This window comes from Protofrankia sp. Cas8, assembly GCF_963555845.1.
Taxonomy (GTDB): domain Bacteria; phylum Actinomycetota; class Actinomycetes; order Frankiales; family Frankiaceae; genus Protofrankia.
Genome location: NZ_CAUVXI010000003.1, coordinates 1 through 20,446, shown reverse-complemented (window position 1 = coordinate 20,446; position 20,446 = coordinate 1). Strand labels below are relative to the sequence as shown.

The 20,446-nt window shown below is 68.1% G+C and carries 20 protein-coding genes, 1 tRNA gene and 2 pseudogenes; 12 read left to right on the top strand and 11 right to left on the bottom strand.

The window, feature by feature from the left end:
* Positions 1–135: 135 nt before the first annotated feature.
* Together U9977_RS01185 and U9977_RS01180 are read left to right on the top strand one after the other, a co-directional pair.
* On the top strand, positions 136–834 hold the full coding sequence (locus U9977_RS01185; RefSeq protein WP_322747260.1) for a histidine phosphatase family protein: 699 nt from the start codon (positions 136–138) through the stop codon (positions 832–834).
* Between the two features lie 195 nt (positions 835–1,029).
* Positions 1,030–1,106: transfer RNA gene (locus U9977_RS01180), tRNA-Ala, on the top strand.
* A gap of 297 nt (positions 1,107–1,403) precedes the next feature.
* Here U9977_RS01180 and U9977_RS01175 read toward each other — a convergent pair.
* From U9977_RS01175 to U9977_RS01160, 4 genes are all read right to left on the bottom strand, one after another.
* Positions 1,404–1,826, bottom strand: a complete 423-nt coding sequence (locus U9977_RS01175; RefSeq protein ID WP_322747259.1) for a nuclear transport factor 2 family protein — start codon at positions 1,824–1,826, stop codon at positions 1,404–1,406.
* A 5-nt stretch (positions 1,827–1,831) separates the two neighbouring features.
* Positions 1,832–2,638, bottom strand: a complete 807-nt coding sequence (locus tag U9977_RS01170) for an MBL fold metallo-hydrolase (protein ID WP_322747258.1) — start codon at positions 2,636–2,638, stop codon at positions 1,832–1,834.
* Between the two features lie 44 nt (positions 2,639–2,682).
* Complete coding sequence (locus U9977_RS01165; protein WP_322747257.1) at positions 2,683–3,300, bottom strand: DsbA family protein; 618 nt, start codon at positions 3,298–3,300, stop codon at positions 2,683–2,685.
* Positions 3,301–3,446: 146 nt separating this feature from the next.
* Positions 3,447–3,941 carry a MarR family winged helix-turn-helix transcriptional regulator gene (locus U9977_RS01160; RefSeq protein WP_322747256.1) on the bottom strand — a complete coding sequence of 165 codons (495 nt, stop codon included), beginning with the start codon at positions 3,939–3,941 and terminating at the stop codon, positions 3,447–3,449.
* Positions 3,942–4,328: 387 nt separating this feature from the next.
* Here U9977_RS01160 and U9977_RS01155 point away from each other — a divergent pair, with 387 nt between their 5' ends.
* Complete coding sequence (locus U9977_RS01155) at positions 4,329–5,801, top strand: AAA family ATPase (protein WP_322747255.1); 1,473 nt, start codon at positions 4,329–4,331, stop codon at positions 5,799–5,801.
* A gap of 484 nt (positions 5,802–6,285) precedes the next feature.
* A pseudogene (locus U9977_RS01150) lies at positions 6,286–7,028 on the top strand (transposase).
* A gap of 242 nt (positions 7,029–7,270) precedes the next feature.
* On the opposite strand, the gene U9977_RS01145 reads toward U9977_RS01150, so the two are convergent.
* The gene (locus U9977_RS01145) at positions 7,271–7,480 is read right to left on the bottom strand and encodes a hypothetical protein (RefSeq protein ID WP_322747254.1); all 210 of its coding nucleotides are present in this window, start codon (positions 7,478–7,480) and stop codon (positions 7,271–7,273) included.
* A 348-nt stretch (positions 7,481–7,828) separates the two neighbouring features.
* Here U9977_RS01145 and U9977_RS01140 point away from each other — a divergent pair, with 348 nt between their 5' ends.
* Both U9977_RS01140 and U9977_RS01135 read left to right on the top strand, forming a co-directional pair.
* Positions 7,829–8,026, top strand: a complete 198-nt coding sequence (locus tag U9977_RS01140; protein WP_322747253.1) for a hypothetical protein — start codon at positions 7,829–7,831, stop codon at positions 8,024–8,026.
* A 9-nt stretch (positions 8,027–8,035) separates the two neighbouring features.
* Complete coding sequence (locus U9977_RS01135; RefSeq protein WP_322747252.1) at positions 8,036–8,440, top strand: type II toxin-antitoxin system VapC family toxin; 405 nt, start codon at positions 8,036–8,038, stop codon at positions 8,438–8,440.
* Positions 8,441–8,747: 307 nt separating this feature from the next.
* Here U9977_RS01135 and U9977_RS01130 read toward each other — a convergent pair whose 3' ends face one another.
* The gene (locus U9977_RS01130) at positions 8,748–9,989 is read right to left on the bottom strand and encodes a Fic family protein (RefSeq protein ID WP_322747251.1); all 1,242 of its coding nucleotides are present in this window, start codon (positions 9,987–9,989) and stop codon (positions 8,748–8,750) included.
* 1,321 nt (positions 9,990–11,310) lie between these two features.
* Between U9977_RS01130 and U9977_RS26790 the strand changes: the two are divergent.
* From U9977_RS26790 to U9977_RS01100, 6 genes and pseudogenes are all read left to right on the top strand, one after another.
* Positions 11,311–11,565: pseudogene (locus U9977_RS26790) on the top strand (helix-turn-helix domain-containing protein).
* A 48-nt stretch (positions 11,566–11,613) separates the two neighbouring features.
* The gene (locus tag U9977_RS01115) at positions 11,614–11,871 is read left to right on the top strand and encodes a hypothetical protein (RefSeq protein WP_322747249.1); all 258 of its coding nucleotides are present in this window, start codon (positions 11,614–11,616) and stop codon (positions 11,869–11,871) included.
* A gap of 139 nt (positions 11,872–12,010) precedes the next feature.
* Complete coding sequence (locus tag U9977_RS26785) at positions 12,011–12,109, top strand: type II toxin-antitoxin system HicA family toxin (protein ID WP_416210439.1); 99 nt, start codon at positions 12,011–12,013, stop codon at positions 12,107–12,109.
* 341 nt (positions 12,110–12,450) lie between these two features.
* Positions 12,451–12,600, top strand: a complete 150-nt coding sequence (locus tag U9977_RS01110) for a hypothetical protein (RefSeq protein ID WP_322747248.1) — start codon at positions 12,451–12,453, stop codon at positions 12,598–12,600.
* Between the two features lie 6 nt (positions 12,601–12,606).
* A complete protein-coding gene (locus U9977_RS01105; protein WP_322747247.1) occupies positions 12,607–13,998 on the top strand; it encodes a hypothetical protein in 1,392 nt (463 codons plus the stop codon).
* 117 nt (positions 13,999–14,115) lie between these two features.
* Complete coding sequence (locus U9977_RS01100) at positions 14,116–14,727, top strand: hypothetical protein (protein WP_322747246.1); 612 nt, start codon at positions 14,116–14,118, stop codon at positions 14,725–14,727.
* A gap of 635 nt (positions 14,728–15,362) precedes the next feature.
* Here U9977_RS01100 and U9977_RS01095 read toward each other — a convergent pair.
* The 5 genes from U9977_RS01095 to U9977_RS01075 form a co-directional block, all read right to left on the bottom strand.
* Positions 15,363–15,629 carry a PIN domain-containing protein gene (locus U9977_RS01095; RefSeq protein WP_322747245.1) on the bottom strand — a complete coding sequence of 89 codons (267 nt, stop codon included), beginning with the start codon at positions 15,627–15,629 and terminating at the stop codon, positions 15,363–15,365.
* Complete coding sequence (locus U9977_RS01090; RefSeq protein ID WP_322747244.1) at positions 15,626–15,955, bottom strand: type II toxin-antitoxin system Phd/YefM family antitoxin; 330 nt, start codon at positions 15,953–15,955, stop codon at positions 15,626–15,628. The genes U9977_RS01095 and U9977_RS01090 overlap by 4 nt, the downstream gene beginning before the upstream one ends.
* An 80-nt stretch (positions 15,956–16,035) precedes the next feature.
* The gene (locus tag U9977_RS01085; protein WP_322747243.1) at positions 16,036–19,545 is read right to left on the bottom strand and encodes a phosphotransferase; all 3,510 of its coding nucleotides are present in this window, start codon (positions 19,543–19,545) and stop codon (positions 16,036–16,038) included.
* Positions 19,546–19,654: 109 nt separating this feature from the next.
* Positions 19,655–19,870, bottom strand: a complete 216-nt coding sequence (locus tag U9977_RS01080) for a DNA-binding protein (RefSeq protein WP_322747242.1) — start codon at positions 19,868–19,870, stop codon at positions 19,655–19,657.
* 322 nt (positions 19,871–20,192) lie between these two features.
* Positions 20,193–20,446 (bottom strand): hypothetical protein (locus U9977_RS01075; RefSeq protein ID WP_322747241.1); only part of this gene is annotated, 254 nt, incomplete at its 5' end.

The window sequence follows — 20,446 nt, the reverse complement described above, 5'->3', positions numbered from 1 at the left end:
GGTGCATGTGCAGCACGGTGAGGAGCGAATATACTACGCACTGGAACGGCTTTGGAAGGACTGTCCGCAGATCGCCTTCACGGACCGTGACCTTTCTCGCACTGTGGAAGCCGTCGCGCCGGGCGCTGGTAGTCGGTGAGGATCCTGCTGTGGCGACACGGCCGCACGTCGTGGAACGACACCGGCAGGTTCCAGGGTCACGCGGATCCGCCGTTGGACGAGACCGGCCGGGCCCAGGCCCGGTTGGTCGCGCCCGCGGTCCGCGGGCTCGCCCCTGATGTCGTCGTCTCCTCGGACCTGCTGCGCTGTCGGGCGACCGCGGCCGAGCTCGGTGTCGCGGTCCGGATGGACGCGAGGCTGCGGGAGATCTCGCTGGGGGAGTGGTCGGGGCTGACCGCCGAGCAGGCCGCGGTCCGTTTCCCGGCGGAGGATGCGGCGTGGCGCCGCGGCGAGGATGTGCGCCGTGGCGGTGGTGAGACCTATGCGGAGGTCGGCGCGCGGGCGATCGGCGTCCTGGACGATCTCGCCGCTGAAGGCTTCCCCCGGGAGGACGGCCTTGCGGTGCTGGTGCTGCACGGCGGCACCGCCCGGGCTCTGATCGGGCGGCTGTTGGAGATGCCACCGTCGGCCTGGTGGCACTTCGGGCCGCTCGGGAACTGCCGCTGGACGCTGCTGCGCAGCGACGAGGGACGGTTCCGGCTGATCGAGCACAACGGCGGCCCGTTGGCAGCCACGGAGAGCCTCGCGCTCGGCGGCTCCGAATCGGGAGTGCCCGCCCAGACAGTCTCGGTCGCGCCTGACGTCGAACCGGTACACTCGCCGAGTGCCCCCTGAGGGGCCAAAGGGCGTGCGATGATCGTCAGAGGCGTGTGATGATCGCCAGAGGCGTGTGATGATCGCCAGATCGCGCGCCCGGAGGCCGAGATCCCCGGGTCGCTGACGGAGGCGCTCGGCAGGACCTGTAGGGTGTGAACGGTACGAACGAACAGCACGAGCGTAACGAACGGTACGAGCAACAAGAGTATGTCTGGGGCTGTGGCGCAGTCTGGTAGCGCATCACACTGGCAGTGTGAGGGTCAGGGGTTCGAATCCCCTCAGCTCCACCACGATCTGTAACGATAGGTCTGACCTGCGCCGATAGGTTTTACCTATCGGCGCGAACGGCCCGTGGGATTACAAGCGCGCAGGTCCACCGGTCGGGCTGGCGGTTCGAGTGCCTCCTCGCTCACGAGCGGATGACTACATAACGTAACTGCAAGTGCATGCCCGGTCGGTGCGATTCGTCTGTGTTGGGTGGGCCGTCAGCTTCGCGGTAGCCGACGCCGTAGTTGCTGCACACCTGACCGTCGTCGAGACGGCCGCGGACATGGAGTCTCCCGTCGGCGGGTCGGGGTGGCAGCGTGTCAGTTGGTCATGGCGTCGCGGACGAGGGCGGTGTCGACGAACTGCTCGAAGCGGACGATCAGTCCGCCGCGTACGACGAAGTGGTGGGCGACGCGGACGTCGATCGGTTTGCCGGTGGCCTTGTTGACGGCTGTGTAGCGGGCGAGGACGACGACGTTCTCGCCGTCGACGACGTAGGTGTCGTCGTGAGCGGTCCAGTCGTCCCAGTCTTGGCCGAGTTTCTCCATGACGTTGGCGGTGACACCGTCGGGGGTGCGGTAGGTGCCGGCGAGGGGGAAGCCGGCCATCTCGGTCCACTCCACGTCGGGGGCGAGGGTGGCGCGCAGGGCTTCCAAGTCGCCCGCCGCGGAGGCCAGGTATTGGCGGCGCACCACGTCGGCAGGGGCGGTGGAGGCTGCGAAGTCGCTGGTTGATGTGGTCATGGTTGTCAGCCCCAGGCCATCTCGCCCGTGGCGACCTTGGCGCCGATCTGCGCTGCGATCTGCATGCCGTTGTCCGGGTAGCGCTTGATGAGCGCCTCGGTCAGCGCGCCGCTGTCGGCGGCCGTGCCGAGCTCTTCCTCGAAGGCGAGGAGGTAGTCGCGGGTGGCGGTGATGGCCGAGGCGTCGGCCGCGGTGCCGGGCAGACGGTGGCCGGGGACGACGAGTTCCGGCTGCAGGGCGGCCATGTCGTCGAGCAGGTCGATCCAGGCGGCGCGGTCGGCCGGGGTGGGGGTGTCGGCGACCCAGACGTGCTCCTGCTGGAACAGCAGCACGCCGCCGAGGAGAGCACGGTGCCCGGCCTGCCACAGGTAGTGGCGGTCGGGTAGCGCGGCCGGGCCGCCCTTGAGCTCGAAGCGGTGCCCTTCGAGGGTGAGGTCGCCGGTGAGCGGGGTGAGGTCGACCAGACGGGTGGGCAGGTTCGGGCCGAGGGCCGCCCATGCCTTGAGCTTGCCCTCGTAGGAGTGCCGGATGTGTTCGATGACGATCGGCGTGGCGACGAGCGTGGCGTCGGGGAAGGCGCCGGCGAGAACTTCGGCGCCGAAGTAGAAGTCAGGGTCGCCGTGGCTGACGAAGACGGTGGTCAGCTTCTTGCCGGAGTCGAAGATCTCGGCGGCCAGGCGGTGGCCGTCGGCGCGGGTGAAGCCGGCGTCGACCAGCAGCGCCTCGTGCCCGCCGGTGACGAGGGTGGCGGTCTTGTTCTTGCTGCCGGCGGGGAAGTCGAGGTCGAGGACTTTGAAGGACAGAGGGCTCATGGCGGGCTCCCTTGAGTAGGAGGGTGGGGGAGACGGGCGGAGGATCAGGAGGTACGGGCGGCGGTGAAAGCCGCCAGGCGCCGGTCGACGTCGTCGGCGGTGGCATGGCCGTGGGCCAGGGTGGTGACGCGGCCCGCGTCAACGGCGAGGAGGGTGGGGAAGCCGGTAACGCCCAGTTCGGCGGTGCGGCGGAAATCGGCTTCGGCCGCTGCCTGCGCCTCGGGTGCCTCGAAGGCGGCCGCGACCGCGTCGCCGTCCACTCCGGCCACCTTCCGGTAGGTGGCCGCATCTGACAGGCTCAGGCCGTCGACGTAGAAGGCATGCTGCAACGCGGTGGCGAGTTCCACTGCCCGGTGGGGGGCGGCTTGGCGCAGGGCGGCCACGCCGCGGGCGGCGGCCTTGGAGTCCATCACGTACGAGCCGTCCGCGATCAGCCGCTCGTACGCCTCACCGAACTCGGCGCCGGTCATCTCGGCGATCTGGGCGTTCGCGCCCTGGACGTAGCCGAACTCGCGGATCGGTACCCGGCGCGACCCGGTGAACAGGCCCCCGGAGACCACGTCCACCGGCAGCGCCGGATGGCGGGAGACGACCTCGCGCAGCGTTCCGGAGAACCCGTGCGACCAGCCGCAGTAGGCATCGAAGACGTAGACCAGCCGCATCGAAGACCTCGAGAGGGGTGCTGCGCCCGCCCAGCGCGAGCGATTCGCCTGACAGAACAGTATCTGACTCGTCAGATATTCCTACGGCGGTGGTCACTCCTTTGGCTTGGGCCCCGCTACCCCACGGACCGCCGCCGGGCCGCGGCTCAGGGCAACCGGGGCAGCACGTCCCTCGCCGAGTGGCTCAGGATACGCAGATCCTCGGCGAACCGCTCCCGGTCCTCGACCGGCAGAGGCTCCAAGAAGTAGCGACGGATGTTTGCGACGTGCACCCGGGAAGCACGCACCGTGGTCTCCTCCCCCTGCGGGGTCAGGCGCACCAGCCGCCCGCGCCGGTCCGCGGGGTCCTCGGCGCGCTCGACCAGCCCGGCGGTCTCCATCCGGTCCACCAGACGCGTCGCGCCACCAGTGGTCAGCACCTGTTCCTGGGCGATGGCCCGCATCGACAATCCAGGCTCTCCCGCCCGTCCCAGGATCAGCAGCACCTCGAACATGAGATGGTTGATCCCGCACTCCTCCTCCAGCGCCCGCCCCAGGATGTACTCCAGCCGGTTGGCCGCCCCCTGCAACCGCCCAAAAGCCACGATCAACTCGTCGTTGGCGGCCTGCCTCGCGGTCGAAATCTCCACCTGCTCACCCACAGCTCCACCCCTCGCCCATCCACCATCGCTCCCATCCACTGATCATGCCGGGCGGAAGATGACCTCTTCGCCTGGCGGCCCATCGGGCGATGTGTGCCGTGACGGCACCCGCCACGACGCCCCACCCACGATCAGGCTCGCCAACCCGCTGAACCCCCAGATTGCAGCTTGATCGACTTAGCGTCAGTGGCATTGGGCCTTGACGGCATTGGCCGTCGGGACCGTCACGGCCCTATGCGCGGTGCCCGCACTCACACAGCCGCGACTACGCAGAGCCTTACCCACCCCCTCCCATGGGGTCGCATACCTCTGTACCCCCTCCCTCCTGTGGTGCTACAGGTATCAAAACCCCCCCCATTCTGTGGTGCCGACAGCTAGCATCGATCCGTGCGAGATGACGAACTGCGCCGCATCCTCGCCGACGCGAACCCGTGGTGGGCGAGCGCGGCGGCCGGCACGGACCCGACGGCGTGGACCCGCGCCAACCGCATCCTGCGCGACCGGGCCGGGTACGACCTCGGCTACCGGTCGCGCATCCTCGACGACATCGCTCGCGGTCAGCCTGACGGCAGCCTGACCGTGCTCACAGGGCCCCGACGGGCCGGCAAGACGGTCGCGGTCCTGGACACCGCGGCGCACCTGTGCGCCCACCCCGAGGTGGACCCACGACAGGTGATCTATGCGTCCTGTGACGGCATGGCCGCCCGCGACCTGCGGCGATTGATCACGCTGGGACGCGCCCTCACCCGCTCCGTGGACGCACCTGCCCCCCGGCGACGAATATGGCTGCTCGACGAGATCTCCGGGATCACGGGCTGGAGTAGCGTGCTGAAGGCCGCCCGCGACGCCGGCGACTTCGGCGACGACACCGTCGTCGCCACCGGCAGCCGCTGGGTCGGCAATGAGGACGTGCACGGCAACCTGTTCGCCGGCCGGGCCGGTTCCGGCACCGGACACCGCGTCCGCCAGCTCCTGCCGATGGGTTTCCGCGACTACGTCACCGCTACCCACCCTCACCTGCCCCTCCCACCGGTCACCCATCCCGGCGAGCTCGACGGCGCGTCGGCGGCCGACGCGCTGTCCGCCCTCGCGTTCGGCGTCGACGACGTCGACCTCGCCTGGCAGGACTACCTGACCTGTGGCGGGTTCCCCCGCGCGGTCGCCGAACACCAGCGCACCGGCGCCGTCAGCACCGCCTACCTGCGCGACCTGCTCGCCTGGCTGCGTGCAGACGTCGACCCGGACGCGCCGACCGACTCCGTCCCGCTCCTGCTCGCCGGCATCGCCGGAGGCATGACCAGCCCCATGAACCTCACCGCGACCGCCGCCGAACTCGGCTACCCCAACCGCGACCTCTTCGAACGCCGCACCATCCGCCTGATCAACTCGCACGCCGCCCTGCGCTGCCGCCAGCGGGCGGACGACGGCCGGGCCGTCACCGGCACCCAGCACAAGCTGTATCTCACCGACCCGATCCTCGCCTGGCTGCCAGCGTTGGTGAGCCCCGGCCTGCCCCGCCCGGACTTCACCGCGCTCAACGAGATGGCCCTCGCCGTCGCCCTCGCCCGCGCCATCGACCAGCAGGACGAGGGACGCTGGATCGCCGACGACACCATCGGTTACGCCCGCACCGGCTCCGGCAACGAGATCGACCTCAGCCCCGTCCGCATCCCCAGCACCGCCGGCCCGACGATGACCACCCCCATCGAATCGAAGTGGATCGACAGCGGCTGGCGCGCCGAAGCCCGTAGCATCGAAACCAAGTACGGCCACGGCATCCTCGCCACCAAATCCATCCTCGACCTCGACCACCCGGTCAAGGCCGTCCCGGCGCCCATGGTCGCCAGCCTCCTCGGCTGACGCCGGATAGTGCGAAGACGGCCGTTGTGCAGCGTCCCGGAAGCGAACTCGCTCGGAAGGCCACTTGCGCAGACCAAGACGGCGACGCAGGCCAAGCGTCCGGGTGCCCACCGGCCCGGCCCGGCCCAGGTCCGGGCAACGACCCGCACCACCGGTCCGTCATCGACGACCCGATCGATGAGCCCACAACGAGCTGAGGAAAAACGACCTTCAGGAATTCGGCGTCACCCAGCGCTAACAATATCTGCACGGCGACTACCTGTCACCATCGGAGTCTTGGCAGAGCCAACCTAACGGTGTAAGTAATCTTTCTGGGGTTATTTTCGGCCGACGGTCAGGCGTCCATCAAAAGAGCCTTTTCAAGGACTTAGAGCGACCGGCAATAGGTGCGGTACCGGGACGTCGATGAGGGGCCGAGTGGATGCAGGCATGGCCCTGGTCAATCATGGAGTTCTCGACGCTCTGTAACTGACCGGGGGGTTCCATGCCTGCCGTACCAGCATGCCTGCTCGACGCCGTCTGGAGCGAGTTCGAACCGCTGCTGCCGTCCCATCCGCGGGTCTGCCCGACCCATCCGTTGCGCTGTCACCGGCCACGCATCCCTGACCGTCTGGTCTTCGAGAAGATCGTGGAAGCCGCGGTCCACGGCTCGGGTTACGAGCGGATCGCGGTCCCGGGCTGCTCGGACCGCACGATCCGACGCCGTCTGGCCGAGTGGGCCCGGCTGGGGATAGCCCGTAAAGTCCACGCCGCGGCGCTGGCCGCCTACGACCGGATGATCGGTTTGGAGGTGGCGGATCTGACCGGTGACGGCTGTATCACCAAGGCGCCGTGTGGTGGGGACAAGGAGGGTCCGTCCCCGGTGGATCGGCGTAAACAAGGCATGAAACGGTCGGTGGGGACCGATGGCGGCGGTGTGCCGCTCGGGATCGTCTCGGCTGGGGCGAACCGGCATGACTCCCCGCTGCTGGACCCGACCATCGGCGAGATCCACCAGCAGGTGGGTGACCTGCCGGCGCACCCGCGCATGCACCTGGACTCCGGTTACGGACCCATGCGTGGATGAACGGCTACGGCAAACTCCGTCGTTGTACCGACAAGAACGGCGCGATCGTCGATTTTTATCTCTACTTGACCGCAGCCTTCGTCACCGTGCGTGCACTGATCCGACATGCCCGGACGCTCTACCGCTGGGACAGCCGACCCACCACCCGACGTCTCAAGTGACACCTTTTGCCGGTCGCTCTTCGTTCAGTACACCTCGGCGCTCCGGAACGTGCACGACGCGAACAGCCCATCAGCGGCAAAGCCGCGTATTTCGAGTTGATCAAACTCGCCTGTCTCAGCTCACTCTCCGTGCCCGCTTGGCTGTCGTTCGCCTAGCCGGCAAAGGCACAGCTGGCCGACAGGGCGATCCGCCCGCCCGGTGTCTGTATGGGGACGACTGGCCCCGTGGACTTGCTGATCGCTCACAATCCGACCCCCGGCCTGGCTAGGGCGGCGAAGTAGCGCTCCAGCGGCTGCTGGTAGAAGGTGGGGTAGCCGCTGGAGATGTGGTCGTGCCACTCCGGCGGCATGCTGGCGTGGTCGATGATGAAGCGGGTGCCGTCCTCCTGGCCGCTGAGCGTGAAGCGGACGACCGTGAGATGCCCCGAACCTTCCGGACAGTGGCCCGACAATCACACCCGAAAACACCAAGATCGGTGGTTTCCGCGAACCCGACTCAGAAACCACCCAAAAACGATCACAGAAATCGGGCGGTGCATCCAGGCGTTAGCAACGCGCCAACCTCGCCAGTGAGGTCGACGCCGTTCTGAAGGCCTACCCCCTGGCCGAGGTCTGTTCCAACTGCCGTTCGGCGACGCGGGCTGAATGCCTCGAACAGCCCGGATACCCGACGTCTGCCGGTACGCGGCAAGACGGTGGCTCCTTCCGACAGCGGCCGATCACGGGTGACGACCAGTGCACCGCCGTATGCTGGTCCCAGCCCGCAGCCAGCCGGAGACACCAACGAGGAGGCCTCGTCCATGAGCACTCCGGAAACCGGCCATCCTCTGTACCCGCCGCTGCGCCCTCAGGTCACCGTCGAGGAGCTCTTGGCCGCAAGAGGCACACAGCCCATCCGGTCCCTCGACGACCTTGCGGCCGACACCTTCGGCTCTGACGAGGAGCTTGACGAGTTCCTCGCGTTCACCTACGCCGAGCGTCGACGCGACGTCGCCTGAGCCGGCGCCGTGCAGCCTGTCGTCCTTGACACCGACGTCGCCTCCCTGAGCCACAAACGCAGGCTCAGCGGACCCGTTGCAACCCGTCTGATCGGCCGCCGGCCACTGATCACGTTCGTGACCTTCGGCGAGCTCACCAAGTGGACCGACCTGCGGGACTGGGGCAGTCGCCGACGTCAGGAACTCGCCGACTGGCTCTCCGGAATTCCTGTGCTGCCCGGCGACGAGGCAGTCGCTGCCACCTGGGGCAGGCTCTCCGCGGGCGCCACCCGGGCCGGGCAGCCCCGCCCGGCCAACGACATGTGGATCGCGGCCTGCTGTCTCACTCACAACCTGCCACTCGCGACCTTGAACCTGAAGGACTACATGTACTTCAGGGATCACCACGGTCTGCGGATTCTCGGCGAGGAGTAGCCGCCGCTCGCCCACCAGCGAGGAAGGAACCATGGTGGAGCCGGCGTGTCTGTGGACGGCATCTCCCCTGATCAGACGCCGCGCGGAGACCGGGCGGATGGTGATTTCAGGACCCTGAACAAAGATCAAACGGCTCTTGTTCTGGTGCGTTAGGTCCACCACATTATTGATCATGTCTCTGACTAGCGCGAATGCGGTTTGCGATCTATCGCATGGGGATTCGACCATCCAGTCCCTCGATGCCGACACGATCATCACATCGAGGCGTCGCGACGACCGTTTGACCCCAAGCACGGGTCGAGGGCGCCTACTGCGCGACACGGCGGCCGGCGCGTGCCGCGAACGCGTCCAAAGCGCTGAGCACTTCGGACGCCTGCCACAGACGGTTGCGGGCGAATCCGGTAAATTCCATGAGTATTCCGGCCTCAGCGAGCGGCGTGATCACACGCTGGGCATTCTGCGAAGAGACGCCCAACTCGGACGCCACGACCCGGGCGTCGACGACCGGCTGCCGCAGGAGCAGGTCCGCGAGTCGCCACGCACGGGCGTCGCGCCGGATCTTCAGCCGGTCATCCCATCCCGCCCGGATCGCCCGCAGCTCGCTCGCCAGTTGGCGCCCGTTCGTGATTGCGGTGACCGACGCGGTCGCGAACCTCTCGATGATCGGAGCCACGTCACCGTTGCGGTAGGCGCCAAGAGCGTCGAAGTAGGCGGCGGTGTCGGTCAGCAGGCCAGCTGAGATCGGCACGGTGACATTCCTGGTCAGGGCATGGCCGCGCAGCATCGCGTGCACCAGCGCCCGTCCGGTCCGGCCGTTGCCGTCCGGGAACGGGTGAATAGTCTCGAACTGGGCGTGCGCGATGGCGGCCTGGCTCAGAACCGGTACATCGGCCCTGCCGGCGAAGCGAAGGAGGTCCCTCATCAGCGCTGGGATGTGGCGGTGGTGCGGGGGGATGAAGGCCGCTCCGTGTGGCCCGTAGGAGTCTCCGCCGATCCACACCTGTTCCTGCCGCCACCGTCCGCCGATCCCTGGCGCGTGTCTTGCCATCAGGGCCGCGTGCATGGCAAGGACAGCAGACTCGTCCAGACGGTCGGCCAGGTCCAAAGCCGCTTTCATCGCGGCGACGTTGCCGACGATCTCGGCCGCGTTGCGCTTCTGCGTGCTGCCGAGTTCGGCGAGGGCGATCGCTTTGGCGCCCGAGGTGAGGTTCTCGATCCTGGACGATGATGCGGACTCGGAGCGGAGCAGGACAGATGCGAAGGGTGCCACCTCTAGGCCGAGTTCCGCGTCGAAACGGGCGATCTCGACCGACGCATCGTCCGCCAGGGATGCCACGTGGACGGGAAGCGAAGGCGACCGGTCGGCGATCGTGGGCACGACGGCGGCCCGATAGGGACCTTGGTGGCGGGTGCGTACCCGTGCGGAGACGAGGTCATCCGGGATCGTCGAGACCCAGTCGTGCTCCTCCCAGCCCAGGCTCGGCCAAGCCGCACGGTCCTCGGCCCAGCTATGACCGGCGGTCCCGCCGCCTGCCAGACCTGAAATCATGGCTGGATTCTAGCTTCACTTATGCTCTAACTGAAACTAAGGAGGCTGGCATATGCTCAGATACGGCGGCCGGCAGGCCCTGCGCGGTCCCTGTATGGGTCCGGGAGACCTGCCGTGCTGGGCCGTCGGCGGTGTGGACCCGGGCACCGCGTCGGTCGTCGCTGGCTGCGCCGTCGGCTCCGCCGGGACCAGCGTCACGTCAGCGGGATGCGCCTCCAGAACCACCAAATCTACGGAACGTGCGTTCGAATCACGCGAAGGACCGCGCTGCCCGTCACGAGATACCACCCGTCCGACCAGACACCACGGTCGCGCAGCGGGTAAGCGCGCGGTTTGATCGTCGGCGTTGTCCTACGTTATGTTACACACCAAAGCTACACTACGTATGCGGATGAGTACACAATCCGTCACGCGCGAAGAGGCCCATCGTCACGCGCGAAGAGGCCCATAGAGTCGCGCGTGGAAATATCGCGTTCCCGGGGATACGGGAGGCACAGGCCATGGCGACCGCGGCGCGTGACCGGCTGGCCAGGACGTTGCACGGCGACGCGAAGGCCGCGTTCAGCGTGGAGCTGACGGCGAGGAGACACTGACCGACCCGGACGTCCGCGATACGTGGGAGATCCCGAAGGTTTTCGGCTACCTGTATCTGCGGTCCGCGCTCGCGACCGCCCGTACCGCCGACCCCGTCCGGACCGACGAACACTGGCGCGAGGCAGCCGCCTATGCCGCTCGGCTGGACGGTGAGCCCAACCATTACGGCCTGTGGTTCGGCTCCTCGAACATCGGGATCTGGGGAGTCGGACTCGCCGTCGAACTCATGGATGGACCGTTGGCGATAAGACGCGGTAAGCAGCTGACAATCTCCGCCGCTCTACCCCCAGCGCGGGTCGGACATCACTCCAGAACGCCCGAAAGATCAGCCCCCAGCAGACTCGTTACCATCCCATGGTCCGCGAGACCATCGCCGGAATCGCCCACGCCGAAAGACGCTCGACCGAATCCCTCCGCAACATCGCCGCATGGGTCGGCATAGAATCCTGACCTAACAGGTCTTGCGCAGGTTTTGTGATGATCATAGTCGGCAGGCATGCCGGGTGGTCTGAGTAGGCCCAACCCAGTCGCGTCACGCTCGACGCTCGATCTGCGCACACGATTTGTACCCGGGCCGGCGCCATCGGTATGTCGATACCGCAAAGGGCAGCGGAGCCCCGGTATGAGGGGTTCGTCCTCGCGAGACGTCCTCTGTCCCTGGAGCTCCGCTGTCTACGACCTGCCGTCGCGGGTCGTGGTCTACCTGCTGCTGGCCAAGGAACGACGGATGGGCGAGCCGGGCGCACGGGAGGCGTACCAGGCGGCCAGGTTGGCGTTCGAGCTGGGCCGGGCGGTACGGGAACTGCGCCAGCGGCGCGCCTGGAGCTAGGCTGAGCTGGCCTGCGCGGCGGGCATGACGCAGTCGGCTGTGGCGCGGTTCGAGGCCGGTGGGACCGTACCGACGCTTCCTGTGCTGGAACGGCTCGCCGAGGCCCTTGATGCCGACCTCGACGTCCGCGTCATCCCCCGTTCCGCAGCGTAGGAGATCCTGGTAGGGGAGCTTGTCCAACGTGAGTGAAGCCGAACGGACGTGCGCTGCGACCTGCGCGTTTCGGGCGACCGTGAGGTCGGCGACATCATGAAGCGGATGGTCCAGATCCCCTATGAGCTGGAGCAGGAGGAGGACGACGGCACCTGGGGTGCCCATGCGTCCTTCCCCAGCGGCGGAGCGCACGGGCTCGGGAACACTCCCGAGGACGCCGTCGCCGACCTCTATGAGGCCGTCAGTCTGGTCATCGAGGAGTTCGGAATCCCGCCAGTGCTGACGATCGTCCAGGACGTTGCCTGATGCCGCCACTTCCCGTGGTGGCCGGCGCGGAAGTGGCCAAGGCTCTGGTAAAAGAAGGCTTCGAGCGTCCGCATCAGGGGTAGCCACCACATGATTAAGAACCCCGAGGGACGGTTCACGGTCGTGCCCGTTCACCGTCGTGCGCGTTCACCAAGGTAAGGACATCCCGCCGGGAACGCTTCGCCGGATCATCCGCGATGCAGGCATGTCGGTCGCCGAGTTCATCGCCCTCCTCTAGCGGCCGATCCATCGTCCGGTTCGGTCAGCCTCGAATCGGTGATGTCGGTAAGCGGATATCACTTGTGCATCGAGGATGAACCATGCCAAACTCGGGCACCGGTGTGTCACTGTGTCCTGCTCCGGGAGCGGAAGGTGACCATCGATCGTGACGGCCGGCTGTTTATTGACAACGGGTGATGGTAGGGGGACCGGTGGATCTGCGGGCCGGCTACGACGGCATTTCCGTGGCCTCTCGAAGCGTCCACAACCAGCGGGAGGTCTTCACCGGTGTTCGTAGCAAGATCGGTGTGGTTGGGGAGGCTGCGAGCGTCAGCGCCGGTCACCGGGAGGTGAGCGCCGGTGTCGACGCGTTTGTGGCTGGCTGGACGGGGGCGCTGGTGGCGCTTGGGGCCGCTTCCGGAACTGCTCGGTGGGCAGATCGAGTCGGTGGTGGCGACGCTGGGGTCGGTGGACGCGGGTCTGGGGCAGGCCGTGTCGGGGCTCGGGTAGACGCGGGTGGTGGCCGACGCGCCGGTGCTGGCTCGGCCGGCCGGTGACCCGGATGAGCTTGAGCTGACGGCCGGTGGTTGGCGGCAGGCCGCCACGGCGCTGGGTGCGGCAGCCGACGAGCTGCGCCGCGAACCGGAGCGCTACGCCGCGGTCTGGCAGGGATTGTCGGCCGGTGCGGCGGCGTCGTCGCTGGCGAGCATCGCGACCATCACGGGTGAGGTCGCCGACGCCCTGATGGGTGGGGCGAATGCCTTGACGACCTGGGCCGGTGCCTTGCGGGCGGCGCAGAGCACCGTCCGGGTCCAGCAGGGTCTGGCGGATGACGCCTATGAGCGGTATCTGCGTGCGGTGGCTTCGGCTGCGACCTCGTCGACATCGTCGACATCGTCGGGCGGGGTGATGGCCGTGAGCCTGGCGTCGACGTCCGGCGGTACGGCGCCCTCGAGTGCGCAGGCGGATCTGGAAGCCGAGCTTGCTCCCACTCGTCGGGTGGCGGCTGCTGCCTGTGATCTGGATGCGGAGGCGGCCCGGTGCCGGCGGGCGTTGGAAGACGGTTTCCGGTCCGGTCTCCTGCCGCCGTATCACGCGCACGAGTCGCTCGACGACTACACCCAGTCGGTTATCACCTTCTGGGCGACGAAGATTCCGGTGCTGTCGGCGGAGCCGGACACGGTGGCGTCGGTGGTCTGGGGCATCATGACCGCCGGCCAGGCGGCGTTGATCGGTAAGACGGTGGCCAGTAAGGGGCCGGCGTTGCTCAGCCATCTGTTGTCCGAGGATTATGATCTATGGGCGGTGCGTTACCCGCTGCTCGCTCGCGGCTACCTTGGCCGGCACTCGGCGCTCAACACGGCCTTTGGTGAGAGTAGCCAACTTGGATCGTGGCTGATTGGCAACGAGGTCGACCGCACGCGGAGTCTGTGGGCGATCCAGCAGGACGCCTTCGATGTTTACCGTTCCACTGCGGCGACGGATGGTTGGGAGGCGGGGGCGCGGGCCGGTGCGGTGCGGTCCCTGACCGGTGGTGGGATCTGGCGTTACGGCGGGGCGGCCGGGGGCGTGGCCGCGACTGGCCTGTCGATCCTCAACGTGGCCTCGCAGGGTAATCCGATCGACGCCTACCGGGCCAATGGTGCTGGCTATGTGGCTGATCTGGCCGAGACCGGTTTCAATGCGAGCTTCACGGCGATGATGGTGTGCCCGAACCCGGTGACCGTGGGTGCGACGGTGGTGACGGGGGTGGCCTGGGCGGGGCTGCAGGCTTACGACCACTGGGACGACATCACCGGAGCGGTATCGCATGCTCCGGATCTTGCTGGTAAGGCGGTGGACGCGGGTGCGACGGCGGTAGCCCACAGCGCGCGCAAGGTCGGGTCTTGGCTCAACCCTTTTGACTGATCTGCTGCATATGCCCAGAATCGGCTACGCACCGCATCTGAGTGTGTTCTCTAACAGTCGGCCGTAGGGAGATCCCATGACCATGACCGCCCGTTGCCTTATCAGTGGCCCACTCCGATGAGTACCGGTCCGCGTGCGCTGCGGGTGCGACAACGGCGGAATATCGATCCCGGGGCGATACCGGGCACGCCGGAGGGTGCGCTCATCAACACTCTGTGGGAGCTGGAGGGGGCCGGTAAGCTGGGGACCGGCGTTCTACCGAAAGGGCATCCCGATGGCGGGCCGCTCGGTAAGCGGATCCTCTGGGGGGAGGGTGTCTGGCCGGCGGAGATCTCCCCGTTGATCGGGGATCTGCCCGTGGCGTCGTCTCGAATCGCCCCACGTGGCTACAGTGAGCCGGTCAGTCTGGTGGTGCATAGTCCCGCCGGTGCCATCACCGGGCACATCGGTCAGCCCGGGCTCCAGGGCAGCCTTTTCAAGGCGTTGACCTCCGGGCTTCGCAGGGAACCGAGCAAGGTCCTCATCGAGGCGGGTGGCCGGGCGTGGTGGCTGCGGGCCGTGAAGATTTTTGGCGTACGGGTGACCCGCGCGAGCGGGGAGCCGGTACTCACCACTCGGCGCCTTCGCTTCGAGGTTGCCCCCGACGCGGACGATCTGGATCTCAGCGTGGCGCTCCTGGTTTACAGCGCGGTCGAACAATCGACCTACGCGCCGCTCCGGAGCCAGTAAACGTGGCAGTAGACGACAAAGAAGCAGCCCCGTGGCTTCCGGCCCGCAGGCTGGGCCGTTGACCGGCGTGCACGGTGCTCCCGGCGAGCCGGCCGGCTCTCCGCTTCCGGACGACGCACTGGGTCGTGCCGGTGCCCCCGCCTGCTGGGATCCGGGCCGCCATCGCTTCCGGTTGACGCCCCGGCACCTGGCGGTCCTCGGGCAGCTGATTCATCCGGGCATGGTCGAGAATGAACTCCAATCGGATCTCGCGGCTCTTGCTGCGGCCGGAATCGTCGACGACGGGCTGGTGGTGCCGGCCGCGGCCGAGCTGGTCCGGGCCTGGGCGGCACCGGACCTGCTGGTCCCAGCCATGGCCCGGATGGTCGACCTTCGCCTGCCGCCGGTTGCCGTGTCCGGCGGCGAGGCCGTCCGGTGCGCGGTTTCTGTCCCGATGGCCTTCGTCGATCGGGCGTTCACGGCGGTAGACGCGGTGGGGGTCGCTGACCGGTCCGAGGCCATCACGATCATCCGTGCCGCTGGCCGAGCCGCTGCGTGCCGAAGACATCGATCCTCAGACAGTGGTTCGGTTGGTGCCGGTCAGCGTCAGGGATGGGTGGGCTCAGGTCGAAGGGGTACAGGTTGTGCCGCAGTTCTCAGATCCGCAGCAGCAGGTGCCCGAACGTGCAGCGCACCAAGTCCATCGCCGCCAGCTCCTTGATCGCATCCGTTGCTCGTTCCTCGGGGAGCTCCTTGCCGGCCAGGCGCTTCAGCACTTTTGCGGCCTCGGCGTCCACCAGCGCCGGGGCGAACAATCTTTCCCCGGCGGCTTCCTCGGCTGCCAGCCGGGCGGCGACCACGGCGCGCCATCCCCGCCCGTCGGCCAGCAGCTCGATGAGTGCGCTGGTGTCAACCACGATCACTCGGCGTCATCCCGGACGGCGCGTACCGCGGCGAGGACCTGCTCGTGTGTCAGGCCGGTGCCCTCTCCGAGTGCGGCCAGGCGGGCCACGGACTCGGCGACGCTGCGGCGGCCGGTGTCCTCGGGCGTGCGGGCCAGCAGGTAGGCCAGGGCCTCGATCGGCATCACCACGGCGACCTCCCGGCCCCGTTTGGTGATGATGGTCGGTGTCTTGGCGTACTCGGCCCGGCCCACGACTTCGGTGAAGCGTGCCCGCGCTTCGGTGAACGGCAGGCTGGGTACCCGGCTGTGTTCTGGCATGCTCTCGGCCACGATAGAACTGTACATCTTGTGCAGTTCCTGGCTCGGTGTGCCCAGATTATGATCCAAATCCGTGCGGGATGCGGGATGCGGGATGCGGGGTTGGGTCAGCGGTTGGCGGCCCACTGGGCGATGTGTGCTGTGACGGTCTCGCGGTCGGTCCGGGGTCGGCGGGTCTGCCATATCTGGTGGGCGGCGGCGAGCTTGCCGGCGAGTTTGTCGATGAGGGCCTGTTGCTGGTCGGCGGGTAGCGGCGGGCCGGTGAGGATCTTGGTGTATCGAACGGTGTCGACGATCGCGGACTTGACCCGTTCGTGGGCGAGGTAGACGGGAAGGTCTGTTTCCCAGCCGTCGCAGGGCGGGCCGGGCACGGCGTCCGTCCAGCGGCCGAGAAGTGTGTCGTGTTCGTCGGGCTGGTAGGCAATCTTGTGAAGATGAACGGCGAGGTCGTAGACGGGGTCGCCCCACAGCGCCAACTCCCAGTCGAGGAAGTAGGTCCGCCCGTCCGAGAGGATCATGTTTTTGCGGTGGATGTCGGTGTGCAGGAGCCGGAACGGTCGGAGCCGCAGTCGTGCCCAGGCATGCTCGATCGTCGTGAGGGGTTCGGCGGGTATGCCGAGGGCGGCGAAGAGGCTGCCGAACTCGGGTAGGAAGCGGGCGTGGACGTCGGCGGTGACCGCGGACAGCCGGGCGGCGAAGGAGCCGGTGTCGCCGTCGTCGGGCCAGCCTGGCGGGGTGGCCGGTACGTGGTCGCGGGGAACGGCGCCGAGTTGCGCGAACAGGGTGGCGACGTCGTCGAGGACATGGGCCGGGACGCGGACGCCGCGTGGGGCGAGATCGTCGAGGAGCTGTCCGGCGATGAACTCGTGGACCTGGAAACGGGGGTTGTCCTGGGTGTGCAGGAGCCGGGGGGCGTGGGCGACCGTGCTTCGGATGGCGCGTAGTACCTCGGGTTCCCCCCAGATGGTGAGGTCCATGATGTCGCTTCCCGGAATGGGAATTCGGACGATTACCGGTCCGGTCGGGGTGTCGAGCCGGACGTTGTTGTTGTAGAAGCCAGCGGCGGCGTCGGTGCGTTCGAGCGCCGCCCGGTACAGCTCGTCGGGTTTCCAGACGTGGCCGGCGAGGAGTTCCGCGGTGTAGGCGCGGATGGGCTCTTCGATCGCGTCGAGGGTGTGCAGGGGCTGCACCGCCGCTCGGGCACGGTGCGCGGCGGCGGTAACGGCGGCGGTGACGGTGTTGTCGGTGACCCCGAGGTATTCCAGGGCGCAGGCGGCGAACAGGACGAAGGTGGGGTAGACGTCGGCGGCTTCGAGTTCCTCGACGGTCCGCCGTAGCGAGGTGACCGCTTCGTCCAACCGTCCTCGCCGGGCATGGAGCAGGCCGGTGTAGAGCTCGGCGCGTGCCCGGCCCGAACGGTAACCGGCCTGGTCGAGTACGTCGCAGGCGGTGCGCAGCGCGGTGTCGGCGGCATCGAGGTCGCCCAGGCGCAGCCGGGCGACGGCCAGCGCGGTGTAGGCCTTGCCGAGTTCGTGGCGGGTACCGATGTCGCGGTGCACCTCGATGGCGCGGCCCGCCGCGTCCACGGCCTGGTGGGGCTCGACAAGGCAGAGCAGTTCGGCGCGGTTGGTCTCGAGGTCGGCCAGACCCAGGGCGCTGCCGGATGCCTCGTAGCAGGCGGTGGCTTCGTCGAGGTGGCGACGGGCGGTGTCGAAGTCGAAGGCGAACCGACCGGCGAGGTGACGGAGCCGGGCGACATCGCCCCGGAACTCGGCGTTGTCGGCGGGGGCGAGCGCGTCGAGGTCGGCGGCGAGGGCTTCGGCGTCGCGGAATCGGCCTTGCGCCATGTGCAGGTCGCAGGCCCACAGCCCCGCCTGTAACCGGGGTGTTCCGGTGGTCTGTTCCCACACGCGGATGAACAGGGCGAGGGCTTCGCGGGTGTTGCCCGCGATGCGCTGGCCGTGGCCGGCGGCGACCGCCAGCCGGGCGCCGACCGTCGAGGTGATGTCGGCCGCGGCGGCGGGAGCGACGGCGAGCCGAACTGCGGTCGGGGCATCGCCGAACCGGACGGCGGTTTCGGCTTCGAGGCAGACCAGCGTCTCGGGCAGGTCGCCGAGGTTGCCGAGGTCATCCGAGGGTCGGAGCGCCAGCCGGTTGCGTAGGTCGTCGGTGAGCCCGGCGGCGGCGCTGTGGCCGCCGCGGCGTACGGCCCGGTCGGCGTAGTCGAGCAGCTGGGCGCCGCCGATGGTGGCGGCGGCCAGGCCGTGGAAGACCGCTTCGCGCAGCGCCCGGGCACTGGCAGGTCCGTCGTTCCCGGCGGCGAGGGAGTCGGCTCGTTCGTCCCACAGCGCGCGCAGGGCGGTGTGGACGTCGTGAACGACGGGGGGGGGGAGACGGGTCGACAGCGCCGCGCCCATGAGCTGGTGGAAGCGCAGCGCGTCACCGGCGGGGTAGACGAAGGAGTACGAGGTCAGGGACTCCCAGGCGAGCCGGTCGCCGGGTAGGTGGAACCGCGCGGCCAGGAACCGGAAGACCTCGTAGTCGAACAGACGGGCCGGGCTGAGGACCTCGAGGGTTCGGATCTCGTCGGCGCTGACGTGCTCGAGGAACCGGGCGAGGATCTGCGACTGGGACACGGCCGCGCGGCCGGTGGCCGCGTCGGACTGCTGGTAGGTGTCGACGGCCAGGTGGAGGTAGAACGGCAGGCCGGCGCTCGCCTCGGCGACGGTGTGCCGATGGGCCGGGTCGGTGATGCCACCGGCTTCGAGCAGGTCGAGGCGGGCGGCCATCGGTAGGCCGCCGATGTCGCGGACCCGGACGGCGTCGGACCACTCAGGTTCGTCGGTCTCCCAGCGCAGCGGTTCACGGCTGGCGACGACGACCAGCCCGGCGTCCAGCTGGGCGCACAGGTCACGCAGCCAGCCGTCGGCCAGGTGCGCCCGCCCGGACCGGACCGGCGCCGGAACCAGCGCCTCGTAGCTGTCGACGAACAGCACGTACGGCTTTTCGGCGCTGCCGTCGCGCAGGTCCGCGGCGAAAAGGTAGGTCACGGCGTCTGCGAGGTCGCTGTTTGGCAGGTCGTCGAGGATCTGGAGAGTGTTGTCCCGTCGTACCTGCAGCCGGCGGCGGACGTCGGACGAGCCGCGTTCCAGAATCCGGATCAGGCCGCGTGCCGTGCCGAAGAACGGCAGGCCGGCGACCGTGTCGACGACATCGGTGAGCATCGAACTGCCATCCAGGAACGGCAGTTCGGCTTTGTCCAGCCGCAGGTGCGGATGGAGGCGTTGCCACAGCACCGCGTAGGCGATGTCGAACCGATCGAAGTGGATACCCAGTGCGCCGATCTCACCCCGGAGCGCGGCGAGAGCGTCCTCCTGCTGGCGCAGCGCCGGGATCTGGAGATCGAGAGTCGCGGTGCGGTGGGCTTCGCGGGCACGGTCCTTCAGCTCGCGCAGGAGCCGGGATTTCCCGATGCCCCCGACGCCGGTGAGGTTCAGAATGCGCGGCCCGTCGCCGAGGCGCCCGAGCTCGGCGGCGAAAGCCTCGAGCACCGGTTCGCGGTCGACGAATTCACGTTGCAATGCGGCGACTCGACGGAACCTTGGCGCGGGGACCATGGCGCACTCCTGGCGTTATTCGGCTGTCGGAATTCCTGGTGCCGCTCGGCGGGTAGGGGCTACGGGACGGGGGTTTCCGACCGTGACCGGAGCACGCGGACGGCTGTGGTCATTCGTCGGTCGATGGCTGGGTTCGGTGTTCCCTGATCCATTCCCGGACCTGGTCTTCGTCCCAGACGCGACCGCTTCGGGTCGTGCCGATGGGAGCGGGGAATGTCTCGCGGCGGCTGATCTGATCGGCGCGTTTGCGCGAGACGCCGCCGAGGAGCACCGCGACGTCGCTGATCGTGATCAGGACCACTGTGCCGACGGTAAGTCTTCCCACCTGGGAAGTTCCCAAGGTGGAAGCCCTTGGCTAGCGTGTCGCGAGTGACCACGCTGCATGCACCGGCCAGTCCGACCTGCCCACCCCGCCAGACACTCTCTGGGATCCCCCTGGATGCCCCAGTAGGGTGCTAGGTATTTCTGGTGTAGATCTTTGGGGCGCGCGACCTCGCGCGTCGAGCGCGCCGCACCCCGCCACTGCGCACATCCACTTCCATGCAGCGCAACCGCCGACCCTCCGGCGACGAGCTCGGACGTCGAGTCAGGTCAGCCGGGTAGCGCGAACCTATACAGCGATCACGTCCGGGTGCCGCGTCCCCGCATCAGAGATCATCGGGAACCGGTGTTCCCGTCAGCTCATGCCAACTGTCATCGAAGATGTCCTGGTTCGTTTGCCGTTCTTCGCGTAGTAGGGAAACGATGAACGCACCGATTTCCTGAAGCTGATGTTCCGTGGTGATGTTCAACGCGAACAACAGCACCTGAAGCAGTTGGTGTGTCGATCCGGAACCTTGCAGAATGTAGCCAGCGACGGTGAGTGATCGTGCAAACGGGAGCGCAAAGTAGGCAGGGTGAC

Bases quoted from the DNA above. Each gene is read 5' to 3' on its own strand.
- U9977_RS01175 (WP_322747259.1), bottom strand. From the start codon at position 1,826: ATGACCACATCAACCAGCGACTTCGCAGCCTCCACCGCCCCTGCCGAC.
- U9977_RS01170 (WP_322747258.1), bottom strand. From the start codon at position 2,638: ATGAGCCCTCTGTCCTTCAAAGTCCTCGACCTCGACTTCCCCGCCGGC.
- U9977_RS01165 (WP_322747257.1), bottom strand. From the start codon at position 3,300: ATGCGGCTGGTCTACGTCTTCGATGCCTACTGCGGCTGGTCGCACGGG.
- U9977_RS01140 (WP_322747253.1), top strand. From the start codon at position 7,829: ATGAGCACTCCGGAAACCGGCCATCCTCTGTACCCGCCGCTGCGCCCT.
- U9977_RS01130 (WP_322747251.1), bottom strand. From the start codon at position 9,989: ATGATTTCAGGTCTGGCAGGCGGCGGGACCGCCGGTCATAGCTGGGCC.
- U9977_RS01100 (WP_322747246.1), top strand. From the start codon at position 14,116: ATGAGTACCGGTCCGCGTGCGCTGCGGGTGCGACAACGGCGGAATATC.
- U9977_RS01090 (WP_322747244.1), bottom strand. From the start codon at position 15,955: ATGTACAGTTCTATCGTGGCCGAGAGCATGCCAGAACACAGCCGGGTA.
- U9977_RS01085 (WP_322747243.1), bottom strand. From the start codon at position 19,545: ATGGTCCCCGCGCCAAGGTTCCGTCGAGTCGCCGCATTGCAACGTGAA.